Raw genomic sequence first — 13,107 nt, forward strand, 5'->3', positions numbered from 1 at the left:
AAACAAAGGAAAGATAATATTTTGACGCCGTTTAGTTGTTTACAGTGAAACGTAGCGGGTAGAAGTTCGCGAGAAACGACGCGATAATTTGGCATGGAGACTAGCTCCAAAGCCTATTATAAGGAGTACAAATAGACTGTTAATTATTTTGAGCTGGTCTGTTCGAAATACATCCAGTCGATGTGGAATAGCTCTTTCCGATTGGCGGTTGGATTCGTAAATACGAAGTATAAATTGTGTAAACCCTGCGTAGGTTTGATGGGAGCCAATACGTCTGTCCAGCCCGTTTTCAAATCCTGAATCGTTCCCGACGGAACGTCTACCGAACCGACAACTGCCCCCTGCAAACTATCCAACCGAACCTCAATCTGGCCGCCCGCTCCCTGCGATTGAACCCGGAATTTAATCTGGCTCACCTGGGCCAGATCAAGCTTGTCGAATACGACAAAACTGTTATTTAAAATTTTTCGGATATAGGAAATAAAACCCGTATTCGCCGTGGCAATCACCACACCCACATTTCCACGGTCGTTATCTTCCATCTGAATAAGTGGATTACGTAGTGCTACGTATTCGCGGGAGGTCAGCGGCTCAATGCCATTTGCACCTTTGTCGGTATAACTCGCCAGCAACACGTAAGCTCCTTCCGCTCCTTTGCCGACGTGCTCACGTAACGGCAATATTCCCTGCATGGCCAGTTTTGGTTTCTGCTGATTGAGTGACAGAATATAACCGACCATTTCTTTGGCATCCTTCACCGACAAATCAGGGTGCGCCGACATGGCATACTTTCCCCAGACGCCACTCCCTCCTTTTATGACCTTCTGAGCAAGCGACTCAATGGCTTCCGATTTTCCGTTGTATCGGTCTGCAATGGCTTTCAAGCTTGGTCCGATAGAGGCTTTATCTATGGCGTGGCATGATTTACAGTCAGAAGCGGCTATGAGTTTCTCACCCTGAATATGGGCCGTTACGGTGTGGCCGCCCGATAAAACGCTGGCAATGTCTTTGCCATACGGCAGGTACGTAAACGAGGTTGTTACGTTGGCCGGAGCAATCGTTTTATCCTCTGGGTCTTTGATGCTGATTCGATAATCGAGCTTCGTATTATCCCAATAAAAACTTCGGTTTGCGCTGGTGTTGATACGTAGCACTGGCGGTGTGTTACCGACGTAGAGCTTGGTTGTCGATACGCCCTGCCCACCGTGCTGATCCGACACGATTAACGTAACGGGGTAAATTCCGGGTTTGCTCAACGTAGTTGCTACGTCGCTACCCGCTAATTTCTTCGTCCCAATCTGCCACGAATACGTTAGCTGATCACCTGTATCATAATCTCTCGAACCTGCCGCCGACAACTTCACCGCCATAGGCGCGGCACCGTATCGTTTATCAATCTGAATGTCAGCAATGGGTTTCCGATTCCCTTCCGAATACTCCACCCGAATCAATCCAGCATCGGTATTATTGGCAAACCAGTTGGTTCCATACGCCAGAATATACAGCGAACCATCGCGATTGAACTGCATATCCATCGGCGCAACGAGTTTTAAATGACTTAGAAATGGTTCCATACTAACGTAGTGGCCATCCTTGTCGAACGTAACGGCCATCATCCAGCGACGTATCCAGTCGTAAATCAGCAGTTTACCATCGTAATAAGCGGGTAATCGATACGTAGCGTCAGGAAACTGATCGCGGTAATAAACGGGCCCGGCCATGGCACTAGCACCACCTTTACCCACCAACGGAAATCGTTTCGATGCCTGTTTACCGTACCAGATCATAGCGGGCTGCGCCGGTGGCAACTCCCGGATTCCGGTATTATGCGGAGAGTTGTTGACCGGACGTAGCGGGTCCTGCTTTGGGCCTTCCTGCTTTGTGGCGAAATCGTATTTCGGGAACGCTTCGTTGTTACCCAAAAAATACGGATACCCGAAAAATCCCGGTTTGCGAGCCTGATTGATTTCGTCATAACTAAGCGTACCTTCCTCAGCCGGTACGTTTGTATCTGGCCCGACATCGCCCCAATAGACATAGCCATTTTTCGGATCGACCGATACACGGAACGGATTTCGGCAACCCATTACATAAATCTCCGGGCGACCTTTTGAACCATCTTTTGGAAAGAGATTTCCGTCAGGAATTGAATAGGAGCCATCGGGTTCGGGTTTGATCCGAAGAATTTTGCCGCGCAAATCGTTGCTGTTTGCGGTCGAAGCCTGATCGTCGGAGAGTTCCCGACCAGGGCGCTCGTCGGTTGGGTTATGGCCTTCAATTTCTTCGGCGTTTGTATTGTCGCCAGTTGACAGGTAAAGCAAACCATTTGAAAATGTCAGATAACCCGCCGAGTGGCAGCAATATTTACGCTGCGTCGAAATTTCGAGCAATACCTTTTTCGACGCCAAATTCAATTGATCGCCTTTCAATTCATACCGCGCCAGATGGCTTACCCATTTCTCGCCACCAACGCCGTAATACAGATAAATCCAATTGTTTTTCGCATAATCAGGATCAACAGCTACCCCTAACAAGCCATCTTCAATACCGCTGAATACATTGAGGTGAGCAATCGTTTTGAGTTGCTTTAGTTCGGCATCATATAACCGAATACCCCCTTTCCGCTCAACGATCAATACGTTATCGTTCGGAAGAATACCCATTTCCATTGGCTCATCTAACCCCTGAACCAACGCCATCGCCGTAAACCGACTGCTATCGGGCGATACTGCTACGCTATGGTTCCACAACGTTGATCGCTGGGAATTAAACGAAAACATCGCGGTCGACAGGATTAATAAAATATTGATCAGCTTCATGATTAAGGGTATTCTGAACGTTCACATCCGGACGATGCTATAATCACTGAACTCGTTTTTCCATTTCGGACACCGTAACGTCAATCATTCGCCCAACTGGTTTTCCATTTCGGTATGCGACAACCTTTACGCGATCAGCCCCCTTGGGCATCATAAACGGTTGAGTATAGAGCGGAAAATGATCATCGGGAATGGTGTTATCCGTCGAATAATACAGATACGTATCGGGTAACTCATGATTCAGCATTACTTCGATCATGCCCATCGGATGCTTTTTGAACGTAGCGTAGGGGTTGTAAACTGAACGGGAGTAATTCACGTCCTGCGCATCGAATCGCTTAAAATGAACTTCCATTCGATCTACAAAATTGGTCCAGTTTCGCCCACTTTTCGGCGACCATAACACCTCCGACAGCGCAAATGCCCGTGGCCAAACCATGTATTCGGCGTGTCGCGTATTTGGTACGTTCTCCGCCCACAAATTGCCCTGCCCACCCAGAATCAGCTTCGCATCGACACTATCCGGAACCGGTTCGAACGAATACGACGTACTGAGTCGGCAAATACCGTACGAAGCAGGTTCTGCCGATGATTCACCCTGATACAAATCCAGATAGCAGAACTGGAAGGGCGTCATAATAACCGGATGGTTTTGCTTAGCCGCCTGAATACCACCTTTCATGCCCCGCCAGCTCATGACAGTCGCATCGGGAGCTAGTCCGCCTTCCAGAATTTCGTCCCAGCCGATCAGCTTTTTACCTTTCGATTGCACGATTTTCTCAACCCGCTTGATGAAATAACTTTGCAGTTCCTCCACATTTTTCAGGTTGTTGGCAGCCATTGTGGCTTTACATTCTTCGCATTTATCCCAGAACCCTTTGTAGGCTTCATCTCCACCGACATGAATATATTGACCCGGAAAAAGCTGCGCAATTTCGGTAAACACCTTATCGATAAACAGATACGTACTGTCGTTGCAAGGATTTAATGTATTATCTTCCAGCTTATAAAACTTACCGTTGGGCGGCACCACCACCTGTTTCTTACCACAGGTCAGATTCGGATAAGCGGCAATGGCCGACATAATATGCCCCGGCATATCAATTTCCGGCACAATGGTAATCTGACGTTCCTGCGCATAGCGAACCACTTCCCGAATATCGTCCTGCGTGTAAAAGCCACCATAAGAAGGAACCTCACCCGGCTGCGGATTTTCGATATCCCACCAACGTCCGGTACGGGGCACGCGCCACGCACCTACTTCGGTCAGTTTCGGTAGGCTGTTGATCTGCACGCGCCACCCCTGATCGTCGGTAAGGTGCCAGTGGAATACGTTAAATTTGTATTGCGCCATCTGGTCGATGAAGCGTTTCACAAATGCTTTGTCGAAGAAATGACGGCTCACATCCAGCATCAGACCACGCCAGCCAAAGCGGGGCTGATCACGGATATGCAAAGCCGGAATCGACTGATCGCGAAATGATTTCGTGACGGGCAACAGTTGCCGCATCGTTTGTAGCCCGTAGAAAACGCCAGCAGGTTGTGGAGCCGTCAACGTAACACCCGTCGACGTAACGAGCAAGTCATATCCTTCGGGGCCAACACCATCAACATCCGCCACCCGAACCGTAATGGCTTTGGCTACTTTGGGCGCGTCGGAGACTTGAATGCCGGGCAAATTATCAATTACCATCTTCCGAACATCGGGCGAAGGCGTCAGAATAGACAATCGTGTTTGCGGGGTAATAACGAACGATCCAGAACCGGGTTCCAGCGTTTGCGGAGCGGGAATAAGCGCTGGTATTGTCGACTGTGCAGCCGCCGTGAACGCTAACAAAAACAAGGCAAGTAGTCTATACATATTCAGTTACGTTTTTTCGACAGGATTGACAGGATGAATAGCGTCTGTAATTGATTGATAAAAGAAATCCTGTTCATCCTGTCAATCCTGTCGAAAATTAGACAACGAATCAAGCTTACGGTTTAGGCCAACTTGTCTCGATTCCCTGCGAACGAATCATCGTCTGGAAGGCGTTGAGCAGTTGTTCTTTCTCCCGAACGACACGGGGAATTACCTTTTTATCAAGCGAATACGCGACCAGCATACCCACAGCTTCGCCAATGCTCCACTCCACCGGGTGAAGCCGATAACAACCGTTCGTGATGTGCGTAGTACCGATATTTTTGTTGGCAGGAAGCAGATTATCAACCCGTTTTGGCAGCAGAGCACCTAGTGGAATCTGAAACGGCAGCGAGCCAAAATCAATGTAGTTGTTACCACCGGTGCTGGGATGTAAATCGATATGGTAGTACCCTACACCAACACTGTCATGAAAATCCGCAGCGATATTATCTTTCTTGCCCGTAATCAACGCTCGATTGGCAGCACCAACGTGTTCTTCGAGAACGGTAAAAACGGCTTTGATCCGACGAGACTCCCGAATGTAAGGATACTTGGCCAGACCATCTTCTGTCCCCATTATATCGTTACGTAGCCGCAAACCCGACCACCCCTGTCCGCCATCGGGTCGCGGAGCTTCGGTTTGCAACCAATATAAAAGCGACAGGCTCAGTTGTTTAGCCCGATCTACATGCTTCTTAAAATCCTTCTCGCTGGCTCCGATCAGATTGCCCAGCGTGTAATCGTTTTGCGGCCAGTTTACGTTTGAAATATCGCCCAGATACGTACCCAGCTTAAAATTGGCTTTGCTGATAATTCGGCGATAATTCCACAGATTCAGGCTATCGCCCGTTTTCACACCTTCGGGATGAAAACCCAGTTTCTTGGGTTCGAGCGTTTTAGGGTTCGAATACGCCAGATCAAGCAACTTCCCCGACCAGGCTGGCGTTACGTTGGGCGTATAATTTCGCCAGAACTCGTATTCTTTTGGCTTGTCGATCACGTGATTGGCTCCAGCTACGTAGTCCATCGCAAAGCACATCGTAAACGCCTGACAATTGTTCGGATCGGCTTTTTCAGGCGCGTGTAACTCACGAGTTTCCTTCTTCGATTCCGCTCCCGTTACGTATTCGGTGTTGGTTAGCGGTAACAGATCGCCAAGCTCGGTAGCATCCACAAAATAAGGAGCCGAAAGAATTGTTTCGATTCCGCTACGTTGACTAACGGCTTTCAGTGCCCGAACTTTATCGCCCGTGACATCAGCAGCCGCTATTTTATGCTCAATTAATAACGTTAGCTGCCCCGTACTCAGATACGGTGCCAACATCTGTTGCAAAACGGCCAGCGCAACTCTTGGTTCATGGCATAATTTGGAAACAACCCCATCGCCCGGATTCAGAAACTGCCGTGATTTAGCCGAATCGGTTAGCGGATAATTCTGGATGTAATAGGCACGAACCGCTTTACGAAAATCGCGATAGAGTTTGGTAGCGCCGTGGGTTTCGATCCAGTCATGTTCGTCGGGCGGAACGCCCTGTTGGGTTAACTGACCACCAATCCAATCGGTTTCTTCCGTTAAAATGACAGTCAATTTATTCCGAAGAGCCGCCAAAGCAGCCGCACAGCCACCCAGTCCACCACCCGCAATAACCAGATCGGCTTTACGTTCAGCTTGCCCGTTACGTAAAAACGACCGCTCTTGACTGACTTGAGCAGACGTAGCAAATGGCAGAAATGGAGCCGCTAACGCAGCCCCACTCCCAACCGAAAATTGTTCAATAAAACTCCGTCGATTCATTCGTACTGAATTTGGTTTACTGGTTTATCTGGCGCAAACAGGCTCCGGCTGTTTGATACATCACAGCCTTTAATTCAAACAGCCGGAGCCTGTTTGCGCCATAACTTACCAACCCGGATTTTGGGTCAATAATGGGTTAATGTCCCGCTCTACCTGCGGTACGGGCATCAACGCAAGCTTTGGATACCAGAACCTATTTTCACGTACCATCCGTAAACTTTCGCTACCCGTATACACCGGAATGCTGTTCAGATCATACGTAGCGTTGGTCTTGAAATTAGGCACAGGTGGCGCTTTAGCCGGATCTTTTGCAATGCCCATTACCATCTGAGGCATCACAATATCGGCAATTTCCCAACGGCGAATATCGAACCAGCGAAAACCTTCCATAGCCAGCTCAGCCACTCGCTCCCGACGTACCAACTGCCGTAATTTAGCCTGATCGTTCTGAATAGCCGTTTCCACAACCGGTTGTCCAGCCCGGCTACGTACCAGATTCAGTGCGTTGATGACAGAAGCATCGATCTGATTCTGCTCAATTTTTGACTCTGCATACATCAGCAGAATTTCAGCGTAGCGCATCATAATAAAGCCAACACGTGCCGTAAACGCATCTTCGGCCGTAAAGGTATATTTCGCATGTAGCAAACCAACGCCACTTTTAGCGGGGCCAAACGCATTATCAAAATCAGCATTGGTAGCGTTCGCCCAAACACCATTCGCGTTTCGGAACGACGTAGTGTTTTTGTAAATGTCGTACACCAATGTTCGGAGATTCATGGAAATCGTATCGCCCGGAATAGCCACCGTATATTTCAGTCGCATATCGCGGTTCTTAGCTGGCGTGGCCGGATTGTACACCGTCGATTCATCAATACGTTTCCCGTCCTTCGCTTCGAACATATCGACCAGCCGTTGTTGCGGGAAACGTCCTGACTGACCACCAGCGGCCCGCGAAATACTCCCTAACGGCAAGTACGTAATGGAATTGGCATCTGCCTCGGAGTGCAAAATCAGATACATGATTTCTTTGTCTGCATTGGCTGTCTGCCCAGTTCGGGTAAAGAGGTTTGCAAAGCTAGGATTTAGTCCCAAACCGGCTCCATCAATGATCTGCTTGGTTGTCTCGGCAGCCAACTGATACTCTTTGTTAAAGAGGGCCGTACGCGCTTTAAATCCCAACGCAACGGCTTTGTTCATCCGGCCAAAATCGGTCGGAGTCCAGGCCAGAACAGCAGCCGCAGCATCAAGCTCACTGTAGATAAACTTGATAATATCGGCCTTGGGAGCACGTGTCTGCGAATAAAATTCGGTTGGTAATAACGGTTTCGTGATCAGTGGTGCATCGCCAAACATAAATGCCAGATAGAAATACGCGTAGGCACGTAGCACACGCGCTTCGGCCTGAAGCCGGTTATACGTAGCAGCCGGTACGTTATTCTTCCCAACTTCCATGCCCTGCAACATGGTGTTAGCCTGCTGAATCGTTGTATAGGCAAACGTCCAGATGTTTTTAGGGTGCGCGTTGAATACGTCGAAGTTGCCCTCGCCCAGATCGACAGCACGTAGCAACGCAATATCAGTCCAACCGTCCATCATCGACTGATACGGTGTGTTACCCGTATTCCAATAGGCCGATTTGTAGATCGACGTCAAAGCCGCGTTCATTTCGGTCTGATTATTAAAGAATTGGCCGGTTGCCGGGGCATCGAGCGGAGCCTGTTCCAGATATTCCTTACAGCCTGAAAACAATGTCATCGACAGGCATAAGCTCGCTATATAGAGAAATCTTTTTTTCATGTCTTTAGAAATTGATGTTCAGACCAACGGTATAGGTTTTCATGATTGGGTAGAACTCGCCACCCGTATCGCGTTGCTCCGGATCGAAGCCGGGGAAGAAGCTCGTCCAGGTAAGCAGATTCTGACCGCTCACATACACGCGAGCCGATTTAATTTTTGCTTTTGTGGTCAAGGCGGTTGGCAACGTATAACCTAACACTACGTTCTTCAGGCGCAGGTAAGCCGCTGAACGAACCCAGAACGACGATGATACGTAGTTGTTCGGAATACTGTTGACTGTCAGACGCGGATAAGCAGCACCGGTATTTTCAGGCGACCAGTAGTCTTTCTGGTACTCGAACATAGTTCCTTGAAAGTTCGCCGAATAGAAAGGTTGAGCCGCCGTTCCCGACAGGTAGTTGTCTTTTTTGCCAACACCCTGAAAGAAAGCCGTTACGTCAAACCCTTTGTATTGGGCCGACAGATTCAGACTGTACTCGTAACGAGGAAAATAATTACCCAGAATAGTCCGGTCGTAGCTGTCGATTTTGTTATCGGGAACGCCGTTTGGGCCGCTGATATCGCGGTACCGGATATCGCCCGCAGCCGTATTTCCGTAATGAAATGGCGCGTTTTTCACCTCTTCGGCGCTCTGGAACAAGCCATCGGCAATGTAACCGTAGTACGAGTCCAGCGCATAGCCTTCCTGCTGAATCGTAGCGCCATTGATGATCTGTTTACCACCGTTGTTCAGCAACTTATTTTTCACATCCGACGCGTTCAACTGCACCTGATAGCTGAAATCACGGATTTTGTCGCGCCAGCCGATGCCCAGTTCCCAACCCGTATTCCGCATCGAGCCAGAGTTAACAAACGGAGCCGTTAAGCCTACGTACGACGGAACCGGCACGAGTTGCAGCATATCGACAATATCACGCTGGAAGAAATCAGCCGTTACGTTCAGGCGGTTGCGCAGGAAACTAAAATCGCCACCAATGTCCAGAATTTTCGAGGTTTCCCAACGGATGTTCGGGTTTGCCGCCGTGGTCAGCGCATAACCCGGATTCACTACGTTATTGAAGTAATAATTGTACGTAGCGCCGGAGTTAAACAGTGAATACGTTGGGTAATAATCGGCCACGCCGTTCCGAATCAGGTTCTGGTTGCCCAACGATCCATACGACGCCCGGATTTTTGCTTCATTTACGACTTTGTTCAGACCCGACCAGAAGCCTTCCTGCGAAATCCGCCAACCGGCTGATACCGACGGGAATAACTGCCACCAGTTGTTTTCTCTAAACCGCGACGATGCATCCCAGCGACCGTTCACTTCCAGCAGGTATTTTTCGTCGTAATTGTAATTCAACCGACCGTATACCGATACCATCGAAAACCGACTTTCGCCACCACTCATGCTTTGCCCGAGCTGGTCACCACTGTTCAGATAAGGACGGTCGGGCGAGAGCAGATTCTGCCGGAACGTATTAACATAACTCGTTTTAAAATCTTCCGTACTGAAACCGCCCAGAACCGTAAAACCGTGTTTACCAACTGATTTGTTATACGTAGCCTGCGTTCTGAACAGGTTCTGCGTATTCTGCGAGTAATTGTCACTTAAGGAGTTCAACGCTGGCCACGGCCGCGCAAATACCATCGTATTGTTGGCAATATCGGCATTGTAAATGTCGTACTGATCCATGAACTGGCGGTTTCGGCTCGTATAATAGTTGGAACTATACGTAGCCAGCAGTTCAAGGCCCGGAATTGGCGTGTAGGTTAGCGTACCTTTAATGATCTGTGAATCGGTCAGGTTGCGGTTAAAGCCACCGTCTTCGGCCTGAGCCGCCGGGTTCGCATTCGACCAGCCTTCGCCCCATTGCCCTGTGTTGTACTTCCCGGGCGTAATGGCTGGAAAGCCTAACATTTCGCGAATAATGTATTGGGGCGTGTTTTGGCCGGGCCACAACCGGTTCGATTTGTTCAACACCAAATCCATCGAAGCCGATAATTTATCAGTAATTGCTACGTCGGAATTGAACCGCAAATCCATCCGTTTGTAGTTGGTGTTGGCCGTCAGCCCATTCTGATCCAGAAAACTTCCCGAAGCAAACAGTTTCACCCGCTCCCCGCCTACCGATACGTTCAGGTTGTGGTTTTGCATCATGCCGTTGTTGGTCAGCACCAGCTTTTTCCAATCGGTATTAAAAATCGACAGGTTATCGGGGCCGGTTCGTTCGTAGGCAGCAATCTGTTGCGTAAAGGCAGCAGGCAGACCACTATTGGCCTGTGCTACGTCCCAAAACTTCATGTGCTCCAGACCGTTCACTTTTTGGGGTAGATCGGTTGGCTCCTGTTTCAGGGCGTAGGCATTATAACTCACATTCACGCCTTTAGAACCCCGCTTGGTTGTTACGAGCACGACACCATTGGCCGCCCGCGAACCGTATACGGCAGCCGCAGCCGCATCTTTAAGAATCGAAATACTGGCAATATTATTGGGGTCAATCGCATCCAGACTCATTTCGACGTTATCGACCAGAACCAGTGGATTCTGCCCCGCGTTGATCGATCCAACCCCCCGAATCCGAATCGTTCCGGCATCACCACCCGGTACGCCCGATTGCTGCGTAATCGTTACGCCCGGCGCGGCACCCTGTAACGCCAGCGACGTAGAACCAACCTGCCGATTGGTGAGTGATTTGCTCTCAATCACAGCTACAGAACCGGTCAGGTTTACTTTCTTCTGCGTACCATACCCAATTACAACCACTTCGTTCAGCGTTTTGGTGTCTTCCGCCAGTGCTACGTTGTATTCACCAGCTCCATTATACGGCACCTCTTTGCTAACGGTACCCATAAACGAGAACACCAACGTACCGCTTTGTTCGTTAACGCGGATGGTATAAAGCCCATCAGCATCGGTGGTTGTGCCAATCGCCGTATTTTTCACAACGACGGTCACTCCCGGCAAAACGGCTCCATTTGCATCCGTAACCTTCCCACGTAGCGCCTGACTCTGGGCCGACACGTATTGATGATGGCACATTGTGATCAGGAAAGCCAATAGCCAGCCTATGCGCCATCTCGGCGTAAATAAGTGTTGCATACTGTAATCAATTAGGAGTTTGAGAAGAGAAAAAAGTGGGTAATTTTCTATCTCCCTTCGCTCGTTTTGCGCGAGGAATTGGGAGCCATAGCGGGCGAACATCGAACATCGAAATCAATCATGGCCTCGAAGGTTCGGTTCCAGGGCAGTTTGAAGCGAAGCCCCGACGGTTTATCGCAGTGAACGGTTTGTTGCAGGCTGTTGGAACGTTTTTGGGCATAATTAGCCGTTAGTTCATCAAACGATTGCTGCAACAATTTCAGGCAGTAGTCCTCCACCTGCTTCGTCATTTCATCGCTCATCAGCGTCGAACTTCGCCCAACCTGTTTGGCAAATTGGTTGGCTTTGGCCCGGATCAGATTGTGGAAATAGTAATCGTCCAACACCCGGTGCAGCAGGAACCAGTTTTGCGCCGTCCGGATACGGCTGGCCCGGTCAGATTGTTTCAGCAATTTTGCTTCGGCCAGCGTAAATACGACACCTTGCGGCAACGCCGTTCCGATGGTATTTCCGGCGGTATTCCATGACGCGTAGCCACTTAGCTCAGGCAGTACATGCCGTTTTTCCAGTGCCATTGTGAATGGCGTATCGCCCCCCTGAACGTCGCCTTTCGGATCGACATCAGCTACGATGACGCGCTTTTTCTGGCTGATTTTCTGCTCAATCTCGTCCGCAAAACTATCGGCCCGTCCAGCTTCGAAACGAGATGCGTATACGTAGTACAATACGTCGGCATCACGTTCGTCGGTCACCTCCTGCGAGCCAGTCGCTTTGATGTGAAAACTCACCGTCTGACGTAGTGGCCGATCTTCGAACGGCATAATCGTATTCGCCTGTTTTTCCGACGAATAAACGGCCTTAATTTTTGGTGAGAAGTTAGCGTGTTTATTCAGTGCACGAGCCAGCAACAGCATCGACACTTCATCGGCACCCGGCTGCACGGCGATTTTCTCCGTTAAGTTCAGCCGTTTGGTTTCGGCGATGAGTTTTTCACGGTCGGCAATGTGTACGCCTTTCGGTTTGGCGTCGTCCTGTGTCAATAAGAGGTAATCAATAATGCCACGCCGAACCAGATCGATGGCTAGTTGATTGATCCGTAGATTCCGGGAACGAGCCATTTTGTAATCAGCTAATCCTTCAGAAGGAATTTGCTGTTCGAGTTTCGCGGTTTTCGCTTTCGACTCCGCATCGGTTCCTACCGAAATTTCAGCCCATTCGGCTAGTTGTTCGCGATACGCTGCATTTTTAGGTTCGGCAGAAGGGGCAAGCCGCATCACAACACTTTGGGCATATAGTTTTAAGCCCGGTGCTTTCTTGCGTATCGCTTCCACTACCGCCAGTCGCTTTAGTGCTACGTCATACGCTACGTTGTGAACCCGCGATCCCACCAATCCGCCATAAGCGAACATATCGAGCGAGAGAATTGCGGCATCGAATGATTTCAGGTCTTGCTGCAACACCCACTCAATGATTTTATCCGACTGACCAGCGTCCGTAAATCGACCAAGTAACGCAAACGGCGGTGAAATAACCTGTGCATCACCAATCAGGCCCATGCGTTCCGTAAACTGCAAACAAGGTGGCCGATCGTCGAGCGGGATCAGCAGAATTTTCGCATTGTAGGCTGGTTCTTCACCGGCAAAAGTCGATAGACTAAAGCCAGCAAAGAGCACAATAAGGGTTAGGAATCGAGACATAGTCATCA

At 49.4% G+C, this 13,107-nt stretch carries 6 protein-coding genes; all 6 read right to left on the reverse strand.

Going from position 1 to position 13,107, the window contains the following annotated elements; all coding sequences use genetic code 11:
- Window positions 1-143: 143 nt before the first annotated feature.
- On the reverse strand, window positions 144-2,819 hold the full coding sequence (locus ACYVD4_RS01200; protein WP_460941785.1) for a PQQ-dependent sugar dehydrogenase: 2,676 nt from the start codon (window positions 2,817-2,819) through the stop codon (window positions 144-146).
- A 43-nt stretch (window positions 2,820-2,862) separates the two neighbouring features.
- Window positions 2,863-4,680, reverse strand: coding sequence for a beta-N-acetylhexosaminidase (locus ACYVD4_RS01205; RefSeq protein WP_460941786.1), 1,818 nt, complete (start codon window positions 4,678-4,680; stop codon window positions 2,863-2,865).
- Between the two features lie 115 nt (window positions 4,681-4,795).
- Complete coding sequence (locus ACYVD4_RS01210) at window positions 4,796-6,517, reverse strand: FAD-dependent oxidoreductase (RefSeq protein WP_460941787.1); 1,722 nt, start codon at window positions 6,515-6,517, stop codon at window positions 4,796-4,798.
- A gap of 105 nt (window positions 6,518-6,622) precedes the next feature.
- Window positions 6,623-8,317, reverse strand: coding sequence for a RagB/SusD family nutrient uptake outer membrane protein (locus ACYVD4_RS01215; protein ID WP_460941788.1), 1,695 nt, complete (start codon window positions 8,315-8,317; stop codon window positions 6,623-6,625).
- Between the two features lie 4 nt (window positions 8,318-8,321).
- On the reverse strand, window positions 8,322-11,402 hold the full coding sequence (locus ACYVD4_RS01220) for a SusC/RagA family TonB-linked outer membrane protein (RefSeq protein ID WP_460941789.1): 3,081 nt from the start codon (window positions 11,400-11,402) through the stop codon (window positions 8,322-8,324).
- Between the two features lie 47 nt (window positions 11,403-11,449).
- On the reverse strand, window positions 11,450-13,099 hold the full coding sequence (locus ACYVD4_RS01225) for a DUF4127 family protein (RefSeq protein WP_460941790.1): 1,650 nt from the start codon (window positions 13,097-13,099) through the stop codon (window positions 11,450-11,452).
- Window positions 13,100-13,107: the final 8 nt, after the last annotated feature.

The sequence above is a fragment of the Spirosoma daeguense genome (assembly GCF_054776875.1).